The sequence below is a fragment of the Haemophilus influenzae genome (assembly GCF_003494325.1).
Lineage (GTDB): Bacteria > Pseudomonadota > Gammaproteobacteria > Enterobacterales > Pasteurellaceae > Haemophilus > Haemophilus influenzae_I.
This window is the reverse complement of sequence record NZ_QQIK01000004.1, coordinates 87420-102976: the sequence shown is the minus strand read 5'-3', so window position 1 is coordinate 102976 and position 15557 is coordinate 87420. Positions and strand designations below refer to the sequence as shown.

Sequence of the window (15557 nt, the reverse complement as noted above, 5' to 3'; positions counted from 1 at the left end):
ATTCTTTCTTTAAGAAAGAAAAAAATGAAATTAGCTCCTTTTCATAAATTGACTTTTATGCGTATGAATAGACATCAGTAAACCAAAACTTGCCATAATCGCAACATAAGAGGTACCACCATAACTAAATAAAGGTAATGGCACACCCACAACAGGCAAAATTCCGCTTACCATTCCAATATTCACAAATACATAAACAAAGAAAATTAATGTTGTTGCACCAGCAAGAATACGCCCAAAAGAAGTTTGAGCATTTACGGCAATCATTAAACCTCGCACAATAATAAACAAGTAAATCGCCATTAAAATCAAAAAACCAATCATTCCGTGCTCTTCACCCATTACCGCAAAAATAAAATCTGTATGAGGTTCGGGCAAAAATTCTAATTGTGATTGAGTCCCCTGCATCCAGCCTTTTCCGCTTAATCCACCAGAACCAATCGCAATCTTTGATTGTAAAATATGATAGCCAGCACCGAGAGGATCTTTTTCTGGGTCCAATAATGTGAGAACGCGAGTGCGTTGATAATCGTGCATTAGATATAACCACATGATCGGAATAAATCCAGCTAAGCCAATCACTGCCGCTAAAATAAGCCACCAGCTCATTCCTGCTAAAAACACGACAAATAAACCTGACGCACTGACCAAAATTGCTGTGCCTAAATCAGGCTGAATCGCCACAAGCAATGTTGGCAGTAGAATCATTGCAATCGCTATAAATGTTTCACTTAATTTAGGTGGAAGCGGGCGATTACCTAAATACACCGCCACCATTAATGGCACAGCAAGTTTTACAATTTCAGAGGGTTGAAAACGAATAAATCCAAGATCAAGCCAACGCTGCGCACCTTTACTTGTCGTACCAATAACATCTACCAAGATCAATAACACAAAACCAATTAAATAAAGATAAGGTGCGATGCGTTGGTAAAATCTTGGTGGAAATTGAGCCATTAACAGCATAACAATAAATCCAAGTAAGACCTGAATAATTCGGCTATTAAACATCGTTTCACTGGCGCCTGATGCACTATATAACACCAGCATACCATAAGCAGTTATTGCAAGAAGTCCGATAAACAGCCAAAAATCAATATGCAAACGTTGCCAAACACGCAACCAAAAAGGGATTTTATCTTCCATTTATTTGTTCGCTCTCTTGTGACAAATCTTTTTTTTGCTGAATAGGTACATTATATTTTTCAACTTGTGGTAAACGCTGATTTAAATAGTAATCCATCACTTTACGTGCTAACGGTGCGGCATTACTTGAACCACCACCTGCATTTTCTAAAATCACTGTTACAACTAATTTAGGATTATCATAAGGGGCGTAAGCGGTAAACCAAGCGTGATCATGCAATTCTTTTTTTAAGCCTGCCGTATTATATTTTTCATTTTCCTTTAAACTAAACACTTGTGCAGTGCCAGATTTCCCTGCAACACGATAATTTGCATCTGCAAAGGCTTTTCGCCCAGTTCCATTTGCAGCATTAACAACATTGTACATACCGCGTTTCGCTGCCTCCCAAGCTGCCACTTTAGGTGTGTTAATATCAGGATAAAGTAACGGATCTTCATAAGGCTCTAATACTGCACCTTCAATTGCTTTCATCAAATGCGGTGTATTTACTTTGCCATTATTGACCAATATTGTCGTCGCTTTTGCTACTTGTAGTGGTGTTGCCGTCCAATAACCTTGACCAATCCCAACCGAAATCGTATCGCCTTGCACCCAAGGGCGTTTATAACGTTTTTGTTTCCATTCTCGAGTTGGTATATTGGCAGCCGTTTCTTCTTGAATTTCAATCCCCGTTGGCATACCAAAACCAAAATCCTTCATCCAATTAGAAAGGCGATCAATACCCATATTATAAGCTACTTGATAAAAATAAGTATCAGAGGATTCAGTAATCGCTTTATTCAAATCCGTATCCCCGTGGCCTGTTTTTTTCCAATCACGAAAACGTTTTGTGGAATTAGGTAATACCCAATATCCCGGATCAAAAATCGTTGTGTTTGGTGTAATCACATTTTCAGTTTGTGCGGCTACTGCAATAAAAGGTTTGACTGTCGAAGCGGGCGGATACGCACCTTGTGTCGCACGACTATAAAGTGGACGAGCAAGATCATTTAATAAACGTTTATAATCTTCGGAGGAAATACCATCAACAAATAAATTATTATCATAACTTGGTGTAGATACCATCGCTAATACACTACTATCTTTCGGATCAAGCACAACTACAGCACCTTTTAGTCCCGATAAAAGTTCAGTAATATAACGCTGTAATGCCAAATCAATGGTTAAATGAATACTTTTTCCCGCCACAGCAGGTCGGCTACGCAAAGTGCGGATTACTTTGCCGCGATTATTAATTTCTACTTCTTCAAAACCCGTGGTACCTTGCAGAATATCCTCGTAATAACGTTCAATACCCAATTTTCCAATATCGTTCGTTCCCGCATAATTCGCGAATTTATCCTCTCGTTTCAAACGTTCTACATCTTTATCATTCATTTTACCTACATAGCCCAAAATATGCGCCATTGTTTCGCCATATAAATAATGGCGTTTGAAATAAGGACGTACCTCTAAGCTCGGGTATTGGTAGCCATTTACCGCAAAGCGTGAAATTTGTTCTTCTGTTAAATTCGGCTTTAATAAAATCGGTGTATAACGCGTTCCGCGGCGACGTTCCTTTTTAAAATTTTCAATATCGTTATCCGTCAATCCCACAATATAGCGTAATTCATCTAAAGTGCGGTCTAAATTTTCAGTTTTTTCTGGCACAATGTATAAACCAAAAAAAGTAAGATTTTCGGCTAATAATTTGCCGTAACGATCATAGATTAAGCCACGTGTTGGCGGTAAAGGTAATAATTTAATTCGGTTACCATTAGAACGCGTTTGGTAAGTATCGAAATTAACAATCTGTAGCTGATAAATATTGGTGAATAAAACCCCTGTTAAGAGCAAAATCCCCAAAAAAGCCACTAACGTTCGGCGTGCAAAAAGGTTACGCTCCGCTTTTTTATCGCGGAACGGTTCGTGCGTTGGTGTATTGAAGAATTTTTTTAAATTCATCTGACTAAAAATAAGGATGTATTATTCTCGATGATAAGGATGATTAGTGGTTAGCGACCACGCTCGATACAAACTTTCAGCCACCACGACACGAACAAGCGGGTGAGGTAATGTCAAGGGAGAAAGCGACCAACTTTGCTCTGCGGCAGCTGTGCATTCTGGCGAAAGCCCCTCAGGCCCACCAATCAATAAACAAACATCGCGACCATCATTTTTCCACGCTTCTAGTTGCTCAGCTAGCTGCGGCGTCGTCCAAGGTTTACCAGGAATATCTAACGTCACGACTTTGCCTTTTCCACAGGCCGCTAACATCGCTTTACCTTCTTGTTCTAAAATACGTTTAATATCAGCATTTTTTCCACGCTTGCCTGCTGGGATTTCAATTAGTTCAAAAGGCATATCTTTTGGGAAACGGCGTTGATATTCCTCAAAACCCGTTGTAACCCAAGAAGGCATTTTTGTTCCGACGGCAATTAACGTGATTTTCACAAGTCATCCTTATCTAAAAAGTGCGGTTATTTTTTACCGCACTTTACTAAAATTTACGCCCAAAGTTTCTCTAATTGATACATTTCACGGGCGTCAGGTTGCATGATATGTACGATAGCTTGACCAAGATCCACCACAATCCAATCTGCAGTATTTTTACCTTCTTCGCCAAAGGTTTCAAAACCTGCTTTTTTACATTCTGTAATTAAATTATCTGCCATTGCAGAAACTTGGCGACTCGACGTCCCCGTGCAAATAATCATATTATCCGTAATCGAGGATTTTCCACGTACATCAAAATGTACAATATCTGTTCCCTTTAACCCATCTAAGGTTTCCATCAAAAATTCAACTAACGCCATTTTGTTCTCACTTAGCAATAAAGGTGCGGAATTCTATCATTGAATACCCTCTTGCGCAAAATCCACGCAAAAAATAAGCGCGAAATTAACCGCGCTTTTTATGTCTAAATTGAAATTATTTTTACTATGCTGCCCATAATAACACTGCCAATAACTGTGGCGACATTATTCGCAAGAACATCACCAATGGATACACAGTTGCATAAGAAAGTGCTGCAGCACCGTTATCTTCTTTAATTTCATTCGCAAATGCTAAAGCGGGAGGATCCGTCATTGAACCTGCAAGTAAACCGCATATTGTGAGGTAATTAAGTTTTCCATATAAGCGTGCTATAGTCCCAACAATAATCAACGGCACAAAAGTGATAAAAATACCGTATCCCATCCATTCAAGTCCCGAACCATTCACTAAAGTATCAAAGAAACTTCCGCCTGATTTTAAACCAACAACCGCCAAGAAAAGAACAATCCCAATTTCGCGCAATGCCAAGTTAGCACTTGGTGGCATAAACCAGTAAAGTTTACCAATCGTGCCAATTCTCGCTAAAATCAACGCAACCACCAATGGCCCGCCAGCAAGCCCTAATTTTAACGCAACAGGGAAACCTGGAATATAGAATGGAATCGAACCAACGAGTACCCCTAAACCAATACCGATAAACACTGGTAACATTTGCACTTGAAGTAATTTCTGTTGTGCGTTACCAATAACTGAAATGGCCTGATTTAGTACATCACTGCGTCCAACCATATGTAGCACATCGCCAAATTGCAGTGTGGTATTTCCCGTTGGAACTAACTCAATCCCTGCACGATTTAAACGTGAAATTACAACCCCATATTTTTGATGAATGCCTAACGCACGGATCTTTTTGCCTAATACTTTTTCATTCGTTACCACCACACGCTCGGAACGAATTTCGCCACTATAGGCAACGGTTGGTGCATCAACTTCGTGTCCGATAATTAAACGCATTTTAGCAAGCGAATTATCATCGCCCACTAATCGTAAAATATCGTTGGTACGAATCTCAGTACTTGCCTTTGGAACAATTTCCATATCATCGCGTTTTAAACGTGAACATACGACTTCTTCATCGCTAAATCCCGGAATTTGAATTAACGTCAGACCATCTAGATTTTGGTTCGTCACTTTTAAAGAAATATTATGTAAACTTTCTTTATCTTGGCTGCTCTCCGCATTAAAACGAGCGGCTTCATCGTCCACTTTGACGTTAAAAAACAAGCGGATTAACCACATTGCAAGCAAAATACCGCAAATCCCGAATGGATAAGCCATTGCATAAGACACCCCCATAGTCACAGTGGTTTGAGGCACCCCTAATTCTGCTAAAATTTGCTGCCCTGCCCCCAACGCTGGCGTATTAGTAACAGCACCAGAATAAATACCTAAGGCAATATCCAGTGGAACATCCGCAATTTTATGTACAAGAACCACGGCAATTGACCCCAGCACAATAATCAAAATGGCAAAGGCATTTAGCTTTAAACCAGATTTTCGTAAAGAAGAAAAAAAGCCAGGCCCAACCTGAATACCAATAGTATAAACAAATAAAATCAAACCAAATTCTTGCACAAAATGCAGCGTATGCGCATCCAGTTGCAAGCCATATTGATTAGTGAAATGGGCAACAATAATGCCGCCAAACAGCACGCCACCAATGCCAAGCCCAACCCCGCGGATCTTCCAATGCCCGATCCATAAGCCGATTACGGCGACGAGGGCAAGAAGACTAATCGTGATCGCAATATCACTCATATTGACCCCTTAAAAATGAAATTTAACTCCTTCGGATTATATCCAAGTTGTTTTTTGAAAACCTTAACCAAACTCAAAAAATGATATGTTCGTCACATTTTTTCTTGCGAAATTGAGCATAGACTCTACAATACCAAAAATTTTTGACCCTTTTACAAAAAGTGCGGTTATTTTTCACCGCACTTTTATTTCGGATGGAATATTTATGGATTACCGCCAAGAAGCTATTACTTCTCTTATTTGGATTTTACAAACGCTAGCCATCACCTCAGTCGTCTTTAGTTTTGGCATTTTTCTTTTGGTGCGTTTTACCCAATGGGGAAAACAATTTTGGATGTTTGCAGGCGGTTATCTTTCGCCTAAACGTAGCATTAAACCTATCTTATTCTTTCTGCTTATTGTTGCAATGACATTACTTAGCGTACGTATCAGCCTTGTACATTCTGAGTGGTACAAAAATATGTATACCTCATTGCAAGAATTTAATGAACATGTATTTTGGCAACAAATGGGCTTATTCTGCGTCATTGCCGCAAGTTCTGTTTCAGCAGCATTAGTAAGCTATTATTTAGAGCAACGTTTCGTCATCAACTGGATTGAGTGGCTTAACGAACAACTTGTTGATAAATGGATGGCACACCGCACCTATTACAAAACACAGTATTTATCAGAAAACCTAGATAACCCCGATCAACGTATTCAACAAGATGTGCAATCTTATGTAAAAACCACGCTTTCTTTAAGCACTGGTGTCATTGATGCGGTCACCTCGATGATCTCTTACACGATTTTGTTATGGGGATTAGCAGGACCAATGATGGTACTTGGCGTAGAAATTCCGCATATGATGGTATTTTTAGTGTTTGGTTATGTCATTTTCACAACCCTCATCGCATTCTGGCTCGGTCGCCCATTAATCTCATTGAATTTTATTAATGAACGCCTAAACGCAAACTATCGTTATTCTTTAATTCGCATTAAAGAATATGCTGAAAGCATTGCTTTTTATGCGGGCGAAAAAGTCGAAAAAAATCAGCTTTATCAGCAGTTCAACGCCGTCATTCACAATATGTGGGTCATTATATTTAGAACACTAAAATTTTCAGGATTTAACCTAGTCGTAAGCCAAATTTCTGTTGTTTTTCCATTGTTAATTCAAGTTGGACGTTACTTTGAAAAACAAATAAAACTAGGCGATCTAATGCAAACCTTGCAAGTATTTGGTCAGTTACACGCAAATCTTTCATTCTTCCGTAATACTTATGATAATTTTGCAAGCTATAAAGCAACGCTAGATCGTTTAACTGGGTTCAGTTATGCCATTGAAAAAGTAAATAATAAATCACAAACACAGATCCACAATCATCCAACAGATGTGATTTTCAAAAATTTAAGTATTCAAAATCCATTAGGTCATACACTAATTAAACATCTAAACATTACCTTACCGCAAGGAACAAGTTTGCTTATTCAAGGAAAATCTGGGGCAGGAAAAACCACGCTTTTACGCACCATTGCGGGGCTTTGGAGCTACGCCGAGGGGGAAATAAATTACCCTACGCACAATCAGCTTTTCTTGTCACAAAAGCCGTATGTGCCACAAGGAAATTTAATGTCAGCATTAGCTTATCCAAATAACCCTGACAATATTTCACATACACAAGCTGTAGAAATATTAAATAAAGTACAACTAGGACATTTGGCTGAACAATTAGAAAAAGAACAAGACTGGACGCGCATTCTTTCTCTTGGCGAACAACAGCGTTTGGCGTTTGCACGATTAATTCTACACAAACCAGCGGTGGCATTTTTAGATGAAGCCACAGCTAGTATGGATGAAGGTTTAGAATTTTCGATGTATCAATTGTTACAACAAGAACTACCACAAACGACAATCATCAGTGTGGGACACCGTTCAACCCTTAAAACCTTACATCAACAACAGTTAATTCTGCAAGACAAAGGGCAATGGCAAGTGCTATAAAAAACGCTAAAAAACACTGTAATCGCAACGCTTTTTTTGATACATTTAGTGCAATTTTTTGTATGTTTGACAAAGTCATTTTCTACTTTTTGTCAAACAAAACTAACTTTCATTTTAAACGGTATAATTATGTTATTTAAAAAAATTCGTGGGTTGTTTTCAAACGATCTTTCTATTGATTTAGGCACAGCTAATACTTTAATTTATGTCAAAAGACAAGGTATTGTACTTGATGAACCCTCTGTTGTTGCGATTCGTCAAGATCGCGTAGGCACATTAAAAAGCATTGCAGCTGTGGGTAAAGAAGCTAAATTAATGTTAGGTCGTACTCCCAAAAGTATTGTAGCAATTCGTCCGATGAAAGATGGCGTTATTGCAGACTTTTTTGTGACAGAAAAAATGTTGCAATACTTTATCAAACAAGTTCATAGCGGTAATTTTATGCGTCCAAGCCCACGTGTATTAGTATGTGTGCCAGCTGGTGCAACACAAGTAGAACGTCGCGCAATTAAAGAATCAGCAATCGGTGCTGGTGCGCGTGAAGTATATTTAATTGAAGAACCAATGGCAGCTGCAATTGGGGCTAAATTACCCGTTTCTACTGCAGTTGGTTCTATGGTAATTGATATCGGTGGCGGTACGACAGAAGTGGCTGTAATTTCCTTAAATGGTATCGTATATTCTTCTTCCGTGCGTATCGGTGGTGACCGTTTCGACGAGGCGATTATTTCTTATGTTCGCCGCACTTTTGGCTCGGTTATCGGAGAACCTACCGCCGAACGCATCAAACAAGAAATTGGTTCTGCTTATATTCAAGAAGGTGACGAAATTAAAGAAATGGAAGTACACGGACATAATTTAGCTGAAGGTGCGCCACGTTCATTTACTTTAACATCACGTGATGTCCTAGAAGCCATTCAACAACCATTAAACGGTATTGTAGCAGCGGTTCGAACGGCACTTGAAGAATGCCAACCAGAACACGCAGCAGACATTTTCGAACGTGGTATGGTATTAACTGGTGGCGGTGCTTTATTACGTAATATTGATATTTTACTTTCTAAAGAATCTGGTGTCCCAGTTATCATCGCAGAAGATCCATTAACCTGTGTTGCTCGTGGTGGTGGCGAAGCATTAGAAATGATCGATATGCACGGCGGCGATATTTTTAGTGATGAAATTTAATCAGAATATGAACAAAAAGTGCGGTTAAAAATAACCGCACTTTTCCTTTCACTTTTTTCATTCAACAAGAGAAAGTTTAATGAAACCCATTTTCGGCAAAGCCCCTCCCCTAGGTATTCGTCTGCTTATCGCTATCTTTGCATCTATTGCCTTAATTTTAGCTGATGGACGTAATAGCTCAATAACGAAAGCACGTAGTGCAATGGAAACGGCAATAGGCGGTTTATATTATCTTGCAAATAGCCCTAGAAGTATCTTAGATGGCATTTCAGAAAATCTTGTTGATACCAATAAATTACAAATTGAAAACAAAGTACTACGCCAACAGCTTTTGGAAAAAAATGCAGATTTACTTTTACTTGATCAACTCAAAGTTGAAAATCAGCGATTACGTCTTTTATTAAATTCTCCGTTAAGAACCGATGAATACAAAAAAATTGCCGAAGTTCTTACTGCAGAAACAGATATTTATCGCCAACAAATTGTTATTAATCAAGGCAAAAAAGACGGTGCTTATGTAGGTCAGCCTGTCATTGATGAAAAAGGCGTCATTGGACAAATTATTTCCGTGGGCGAAAATACTAGCCGAGTACTGCTACTCACAGACGTAACACACTCAATTCCAGTGCAAGTTCTACGCAATGATGTTCGTGTTATTGCGAGTGGGACTGGGCATACCGATGAACTAAGCCTCGATAACGTGCCTCGTTCCGTTGATATAGAAAAAGGCGATCTTCTCGTAACCTCTGGGCTTGGTGGACGTTTTCTTGAAGGCTATCCCGTAGCTGTTGTACAAAGCGTTTCGCGTGATAGCTCTAATTACTTTGCAATAGTTAAAGCTAAACCTTTAGCTTTATTAGAACGTTTACGTTATGTACTTTTACTTTGGCCAAGTAACCTAGATATATCAAAAGTAAAATCAATGTCACCAGAAGAAGTTCGCAATCTGGTGCAAAAACGTTTAGAAAGCCAAGCTAATGAAGCAAATTATAGAGTGAAAAAAACACCCTTAACAGAAAAAGACTTTCCAGAAAATGAAGAAAAAACCATTATTGAACCAGATATTCCAACAGATTTTCTTCAAAATGAAGAAGATCTTCCCATAGAACAGCAAGAAGAAAGGATAGAAGACTAATGCAAACACGATTTATTTTACAATGGTTCACTATTTTAAGCTTCTTTGTTATTGCCTTTGTATTAGAACTTGCACCTTGGCCAGTTGGTTTCCAAATGCTAAAGCCTGCGTGGCTTGTACTTGTATTACTTTATTGGGTATTAGCTATTCCCAATAAAGTAAGTATAGGCTGGTCATTTTTACTCGGATTAACTTGGGATTTAATATTAGGCTCTACATTAGGCGTTCACGCTCTCGTACTTTCTACGAGCATGTACATCATTGCCAAAAACTATTTAATTCTGCGAAATTTATCACTTTGGTTCCAAAGTTTATTGGTTGTACTTTTCGTCTTCATTATAAGATTACTTATTTTCTTAGTTGAATTTTCACTCCATACTGCCTTTTTTCATTGGCAAGCCATCTTGGGCGCATTCGCTTCTGGTTTACTATGGCCTTGGGTATTTTTATTAATGCGCAAAATACGCAGAAAAGTTAAATTACATTAAAAAAGAGAGGTAACTCTCTCTTTTTTATGATTTATGAATGTTTCAAACACCTAATTCAACGGCTTATTGCTATCCAGTAAAGAATCACATTCCCAACCGATATACTCTCCCGAAAATTGTTCAGCCAATTTTTCAAAACGTTCTACTTGTTCAAAAATTTCGCTATTTTCTAATGAAATTTCTTGCTCTAATTTTACCAAGAAATAAGGTTCGTCATCTTCATTAAATTGAATCGCTTGTGCAGAATATTGTAATGTCGTGAAAGAATAATCCCCTAAACTAAGCTCATCCATAAAAGGGAACATTTTCTGCTCTTCATCAAAATGAAAACTATGCTCTACTAAATAGGTATCACTTAAATTACGACCTTTACTTTTTAATAAATCAAGCAATTCTTCCGTTGCATTTAACTTAATCTCCAATGGAGAAGCGAGCAAAAAGTCAAAATAAGTATCCCAAATTAAATCCTTTTGCACATTAATATCTTTAACAAAATCAATTTGTTGTAAAGTTTCTACAATAAGATTTTCGTGCTTACAATAAAAATGTATTTTTATTTGAGAATTACAAATAAAATGCCCCGCAAAAAATACATTTGGAAGTGCGGTTAGTTGTGTCAAAATTTTAAATACACGGTTAATTAACTTATCGTATTCAACTTCTGAGGGTAAACCCGTTTCATCATCAGCCTGATAATCAATAGTAAACTGCACTATTTTATCGAGACCTTTACCGTGATATTTTTCAACATCTTCAATATTTGCGGTAAACACGGCAGGCATACCATTCACAGTAGAACGATAATTCTGCCAATTTGCCATATCCATTTCGCTTTCCTATTTAAATTCAGCCCAAATCGGTGCGTGATCAGACGGTTTTTCCATTGCTCGAATATCTAATGCAATACCCACATCGACACAGCGTTCAGCCAATTTTTGACTTACCAAAATATGATCAATTCGTAAACCTCGATTATCATCAAAACCTTTAGAACGGTAATCAAACCACGAGAATTTATCATTTGCTGTTGGATTTAGCTTACGGAAACTATCTTCTAATCCGTAATCATACAAACGTTGATACCACTCTCTTTCTTCTGGCAAGAAAGAGCATTTACCCGTGCGTAACCAACGTTTACGATTTTCATCGCCGATACCAATATCTAAATCACTCGGGCTAATATTCATATCGCCCATAATTAAAATCGGATTAGATTTATCGTGTTCTTTTTCTAAATACTGTTGAAGATCTGCATAAAATTTCTCTTTAGCTGGAAATTTAGTCTCGTGAGCACGGCTTTCCCCCTGTGGGAAATAGCCATTAATGACAGTCAATAAGCCAAATTCAGTTTCAAGATCAGCCATAATAATGCGTTTTTGCACATCTTCATTGTCTGTTGGAAAACCACGACGAACTGCTTTAGGTTCTTGTTTAGTCAATAATGCCACGCCATAATGACTTTTCTGTCCGTGATGAAATACGTGATAACCTAAGTTTTCTGTAATTTCATAAGGAAAAGCCTCATCAGCAACTTTAATTTCCTGCAAGCCGATAACATCTGGCTGATATTTTTCAATAATAGCTTCAAGTTGATGTGGTCTAGCACGTAAACCATTTATATTAAAAGAGATAAATTTCATTTTTGTTCCTATTAAAGAGTGAAATTGGCTTTATTATACAGAGATTTCTATTTTGATAAAAACGGCTTTGTCAGATAAACCTGAATTTGCTCAAATACTGTAGGCTTAAGCCAAAATTGACCTTGAATAGGAAAACAAGTGACCGAAATAAAATCATTCAAATAATCAAATTCCAATTGAACCGAATGCAAATAAGTGCGGTCAATTTTTTCAGTATTTTTACCATAAAGCCCATCGCCTAAAATCGGGCTACCTAAACTTTTCATGGCAACACGTAATTGATGTGTTTTACCCGTTTGAGGTTTTAAAATAAATAAACGTAAATTAGGTTCACAATTTACACTTTCAAAACGCGTAATCGCTGGATTTTCTTTAGTTTGACAAAGTTTCCATGCACCGTCTCGGGCTTTCTTCATATCCCCGACGATCAATCCTTGTTTCTTTTTAGGCTTTTGGTTACTTAATGCCAAATACGTTTTATGAATTTTATGTTCAGAAAAAAGTCGAGAAAATTCAGCCGCACTTTCAGCATTCAGTGCCAAAATTAATAGCCCCGAAGTCACTTTATCCAAGCGATGAACTAACCATACTTGAGGCACATTCAGTTGTTTTGCAACAAGTTCTGTTAAGCCTTGTTCTTCTTGATCTTTATGAACGCCAATCCCCTCAGACTTGTTGATAATAATAAAATCGCTATGTTGATAAACAACCTCGATTTCCATCAGATTTGCTCCTTTTTGTAAATTTTATTTTTACCGAGAACAATATCTTTTACCGAACTAAGTAATTCCTGTTGAATATGTGACAGTTTTGGTTTTTCGTTTAATTGAAATGCTAACGGACGACAAAGTTCCATTGCTTTCACGCCTAATCTAGCAGTGAGTAATCCCACACCAATTCCTTGAGCAATACGTGTAGATAATTTTGCGGTCACATCTTGAGAAAGCCAATCCATTCCAATATCTTGTGCCACTTCGGTTGCTCCAGCAAAAGCGATATTGACCAATACCATTCTTAACAATCTAATACGTGAAAAATACCCTAATTCAATCCCATAAATTTCAGCAATCTTATTCATTAATCGAAGATTGCGCCACGCGATAAAAAACATATCCACTACAGCAAGTGGACTAATCGCAACAATCACAGCTGATTCAGCTGCCATTTTACTAATCAATTTTTTAGCTTGTGCATCAAAAGAAGACAAAACATGACGACTGAATAAATGAGCAATTTCTTGCGCCGAATAAGCTTCATTTAATTGGTGTTGCCATTGAATTACCGCTGGAGAATCATTTTCCAAACCTAAAGATTTTGCAATATCTAAGCAAAGAATTTTACTTTTTTCTGCGTTATGAACGGAAAAAACATCGCCATTTTTTACCGCACTTTCTAACCAAATCTGCTGACTTTGTTGTTGCAATTGCTCACGTTTTTTTAAACGAACTAAACGTCGCCACTCACAAATAATCTCTTTAATACCCAATAAAATGATAATCAAACTGACTAAAGCAAAAGCAAGATAAATCCATTGATGTTGTTGATAGCTATCCCAAATCCACTGCACGGATTGCGCAACCGTCGCCAAGCCAAATAAAAGTGCGGTAAATTTTAATAAAGTTTTTCTAAAACTGGATTTTGGTTTCAATGCTTGTCCAAGTTGAGCATCAAGTAACTCTCCGTCCAACGCTTCATCTAGCTTTGCTTCCATATTATGGAATTCTTGCTTGGGCTGATAGTGTTCTTCCTCTACATTAACTGAATGTTCAAAAATTTGTTTTTCCATTATCTATTCCAAAAAATAACCCCACTAAATAGTGGGGTCATAAAGTCAAAATTCAATCATTATTCATCACTTGAAAAGATAGAAAGTAATCTTAATAAACTCAAGAATAAATTGTAGATTGAAACATAGATGTTCACGGTTGCGCGAATGTAATTTGTTTCTCCACCGTGAATAATATTACTGGTTTCATACAAAATGGTCATTGTTGAGAACACTACAAATAATGCACTAATTGCGACCGATAAAGCAGGAATTTGGAAGAAGAAACTCGCCACCATACCAAGCAATAACACAATAAATAATGCGAACATTGCGCTTGATAAAAATGACATATCTTTTTTCGTAGTCAATACATAAGCGGAACACGCAAAAAATACGATAGCAGTTCCTGCGAATGCAAGCATAATCAAATCTTCCATTCCACGTGCCACATACATATTTAAAATTGGCCCGATGGTGTATCCCATAAATCCAGTGAAAGCAAAGGCAGCCAAAATACCAGCAGGGCGATCAGCTAATTTATTGGTTAAGAAAAGTAAGCCATAAAAACCCACTAGTAACACAATAATATTTGGATAAGGCAAGTTTAAGCTCATTGAAATAAACGCAACAACCGCTGAAAAAGCCATTGTTAATCCCAGTAAAAAATATGTGTTACGCAACACTTTATGTGTGCTGAGTAACGATTCTTTTTGAGCATCCACAATAAGACGTGATTGCATAAAAGCTCCTTGTAAAATAAATAAAAAGTCTTCTGTAAAGTAAGGGTTAGGGATAAAAAAGTCAATGGTATTAATGGAATTAATTTCATCAAAATGAATAAATTATCATCATCTAAAGTTAAATCATCAAATTTCTATTTACATCAATAAAATATTCATTATACTACGCGCATTAATCACGGAGGAATGGTCGAGTGGTTGAAGGCACCGGTCTTGAAAACCGGCGAGGGTTTACGCCCTCCTAGGGTTCGAATCCCTATTCCTCCGCCATCAGAATTAAGAAATCCCTAAGTCACACGACTTAGGGATTTTTACTTTGTATTACGTTATTTGGTCAATCCATTCACTAGTGAAATAACAGTCTGAATATCGCTATCAGACAATTTTCCTTCTTTCACAAATTTTACTTTTCCCGTTTTGTCTAATACGATAATTGCACTATCTTTAGAATTTAATCCCCAAGCATTTTTTACCGCACTTTTATCATCTAACACAACTTGGCTATGTGGATTTTCCTGTTTGCCTTTTTGCGCACCATTTTTTACAAACATACCTGTACCAACAATCGCATCATCCGCATTAATAATAGTGGTTGTTTGGTATTTTACAGGATTAAAATGGGATGCTTTTATCGCATCAATCATCGACTGATTTTTCTCTTTTGCAGCCGTTCTACCCGCTAAATGATGAACAACACGCACTTTGCCCGCTAATTCCGCAGAACCCCAAGGTTGAAACACAGTATCTTTTCCAGAAAGCACAATTTCACCATACTCCGTTACTTGCACTGCTGGTAAAGATTGCTCTAATTGCAAATTGTGCGCCCAAGTCGAACTACTAAACATTACGCCACAAACTAAGGCAAGAATTTGTTTTTTCATACATTTTCCTCAAA

The 15557-nt window shown here is 37.6% G+C and carries 15 protein-coding genes and 1 tRNA gene; 5 read left to right on the top strand and 11 right to left on the bottom strand.

All coding sequences use genetic code 11. The features are described from left to right. Positions 1–30: 30 nt before the first annotated feature. From rodA to DV356_RS07900, 5 genes are all read right to left on the bottom strand, one after another. Positions 31–1146: a rod shape-determining protein RodA gene (gene rodA, locus DV356_RS07920; RefSeq protein ID WP_005687466.1), complete on the bottom strand. Its 1116-nt coding sequence runs from the start codon at positions 1144–1146 to the stop codon at positions 31–33. Beyond that, positions 1136–3091: a penicillin-binding protein 2 gene (mrdA, locus tag DV356_RS07915; RefSeq protein ID WP_005649850.1), complete on the bottom strand. Its 1956-nt coding sequence runs from the start codon at positions 3089–3091 to the stop codon at positions 1136–1138. The genes rodA and mrdA overlap by 11 nt, the downstream gene beginning before the upstream one ends. 21 nt (positions 3092–3112) lie before the next feature. After that, positions 3113–3580, bottom strand: a complete 468-nt coding sequence (gene rlmH / locus DV356_RS07910; RefSeq protein WP_118806782.1) for a 23S rRNA (pseudouridine(1915)-N(3))-methyltransferase RlmH — start codon at positions 3578–3580, stop codon at positions 3113–3115. Between the two features lie 53 nt (positions 3581–3633). Next, positions 3634–3942, bottom strand: a complete 309-nt coding sequence (rsfS, locus tag DV356_RS07905) for a ribosome silencing factor (protein ID WP_005652613.1) — start codon at positions 3940–3942, stop codon at positions 3634–3636. A gap of 124 nt (positions 3943–4066) precedes the next feature. After that, positions 4067–5722 carry a putative transporter gene (locus DV356_RS07900; RefSeq protein ID WP_065251200.1) on the bottom strand — a complete coding sequence of 552 codons (1656 nt, stop codon included), beginning with the start codon at positions 5720–5722 and terminating at the stop codon, positions 4067–4069. Positions 5723–5927: 205 nt separating this feature from the next. Between DV356_RS07900 and DV356_RS07895 the strand changes: the two genes are divergently transcribed. The 4 genes from DV356_RS07895 (at position 5928) to mreD (ending at position 10514) form a co-directional block, all read left to right on the top strand. Further along, positions 5928–7706 carry an ABC transporter ATP-binding protein/permease gene (locus DV356_RS07895; protein ID WP_118806781.1) on the top strand — a complete coding sequence of 593 codons (1779 nt, stop codon included), beginning with the start codon at positions 5928–5930 and terminating at the stop codon, positions 7704–7706. Positions 7707–7835: 129 nt separating this feature from the next. Further along, positions 7836–8891, top strand: coding sequence for a rod shape-determining protein (locus tag DV356_RS07890; RefSeq protein ID WP_005657804.1), 1056 nt, complete (start codon positions 7836–7838; stop codon positions 8889–8891). 79 nt (positions 8892–8970) lie between these two features. Continuing rightward, a complete protein-coding gene (gene mreC / locus DV356_RS07885; RefSeq protein WP_012054775.1) occupies positions 8971–10026 on the top strand; it encodes a rod shape-determining protein MreC in 1056 nt (351 codons plus the stop codon). Next, positions 10026–10514 (top strand): rod shape-determining protein MreD, encoded by a 489-nt coding sequence (gene mreD, locus DV356_RS07880; protein ID WP_005657800.1) that lies wholly within the window; start codon positions 10026–10028, stop codon positions 10512–10514. The genes mreC and mreD overlap by 1 nt, the downstream gene beginning before the upstream one ends. Positions 10515–10564: 50 nt before the next feature. Here mreD and DV356_RS07875 read toward each other — a convergent pair whose 3' ends face one another. From DV356_RS07875 to DV356_RS07855, 5 genes are read right to left on the bottom strand one after another with little or no spacing between them, the layout of a single operon-like run. Next, positions 10565–11341, bottom strand: coding sequence for a TIGR01619 family protein (locus DV356_RS07875; protein WP_005657798.1), 777 nt, complete (start codon positions 11339–11341; stop codon positions 10565–10567). Between the two features lie 9 nt (positions 11342–11350). Further along, a complete protein-coding gene (gene xthA, locus DV356_RS07870; RefSeq protein ID WP_116938202.1) occupies positions 11351–12154 on the bottom strand; it encodes an exodeoxyribonuclease III in 804 nt (267 codons plus the stop codon). Between the two features lie 47 nt (positions 12155–12201). Beyond that, entirely contained in the window at positions 12202–12876 is a 675-nt protein-coding gene (locus DV356_RS07865; protein ID WP_116945416.1) for a TIGR01621 family pseudouridine synthase, read from the bottom strand. After that, positions 12876–13940 carry a YcjF family protein gene (locus DV356_RS07860; RefSeq protein WP_118806780.1) on the bottom strand — a complete coding sequence of 355 codons (1065 nt, stop codon included), beginning with the start codon at positions 13938–13940 and terminating at the stop codon, positions 12876–12878. The genes DV356_RS07865 and DV356_RS07860 overlap by 1 nt, the downstream gene beginning before the upstream one ends. Positions 13941–13999: 59 nt before the next feature. Then, complete coding sequence (locus DV356_RS07855) at positions 14000–14662, bottom strand: Bax inhibitor-1/YccA family membrane protein (protein ID WP_005649826.1); 663 nt, start codon at positions 14660–14662, stop codon at positions 14000–14002. A 180-nt stretch (positions 14663–14842) separates the two neighbouring features. Here DV356_RS07855 and DV356_RS07850 point away from each other — a divergent pair. Beyond that, positions 14843–14932 (top strand) — tRNA-Ser (locus DV356_RS07850). A 56-nt stretch (positions 14933–14988) separates the two neighbouring features. Here DV356_RS07850 and DV356_RS07845 read toward each other — a convergent pair. Then, positions 14989–15543, bottom strand: a complete 555-nt coding sequence (locus DV356_RS07845; RefSeq protein WP_118806779.1) for a YtfJ family protein — start codon at positions 15541–15543, stop codon at positions 14989–14991. Positions 15544–15557 lie beyond the last annotated feature (14 nt).

Bases quoted from the DNA above. Each gene is read 5' to 3' on its own strand.
- rodA (WP_005687466.1), bottom strand. From the start codon at position 1,146: ATGGAAGATAAAATCCCTTTTTGGTTGCGTGTTTGGCAACGTTTGCAT.
- mrdA (WP_005649850.1), bottom strand. From the start codon at position 3,091: ATGAATTTAAAAAAATTCTTCAATACACCAACGCACGAACCGTTCCGC.
- rsfS (WP_005652613.1), bottom strand. From the start codon at position 3,942: ATGGCGTTAGTTGAATTTTTGATGGAAACCTTAGATGGGTTAAAGGGA.
- DV356_RS07900 (WP_065251200.1), bottom strand. From the start codon at position 5,722: ATGAGTGATATTGCGATCACGATTAGTCTTCTTGCCCTCGTCGCCGTA.
- DV356_RS07895 (WP_118806781.1), top strand. From the start codon at position 5,928: ATGGATTACCGCCAAGAAGCTATTACTTCTCTTATTTGGATTTTACAA.
- DV356_RS07890 (WP_005657804.1), top strand. From the start codon at position 7,836: ATGTTATTTAAAAAAATTCGTGGGTTGTTTTCAAACGATCTTTCTATT.
- mreC (WP_012054775.1), top strand. From the start codon at position 8,971: ATGAAACCCATTTTCGGCAAAGCCCCTCCCCTAGGTATTCGTCTGCTT.
- mreD (WP_005657800.1), top strand. From the start codon at position 10,026: ATGCAAACACGATTTATTTTACAATGGTTCACTATTTTAAGCTTCTTT.
- DV356_RS07875 (WP_005657798.1), bottom strand. From the start codon at position 11,341: ATGGATATGGCAAATTGGCAGAATTATCGTTCTACTGTGAATGGTATG.
- xthA (WP_116938202.1), bottom strand. From the start codon at position 12,154: ATGAAATTTATCTCTTTTAATATAAATGGTTTACGTGCTAGACCACAT.
- DV356_RS07865 (WP_116945416.1), bottom strand. From the start codon at position 12,876: ATGGAAATCGAGGTTGTTTATCAACATAGCGATTTTATTATTATCAAC.
- DV356_RS07860 (WP_118806780.1), bottom strand. From the start codon at position 13,940: ATGGAAAAACAAATTTTTGAACATTCAGTTAATGTAGAGGAAGAACAC.
- DV356_RS07855 (WP_005649826.1), bottom strand. From the start codon at position 14,662: ATGCAATCACGTCTTATTGTGGATGCTCAAAAAGAATCGTTACTCAGC.
- DV356_RS07845 (WP_118806779.1), bottom strand. From the start codon at position 15,543: ATGAAAAAACAAATTCTTGCCTTAGTTTGTGGCGTAATGTTTAGTAGT.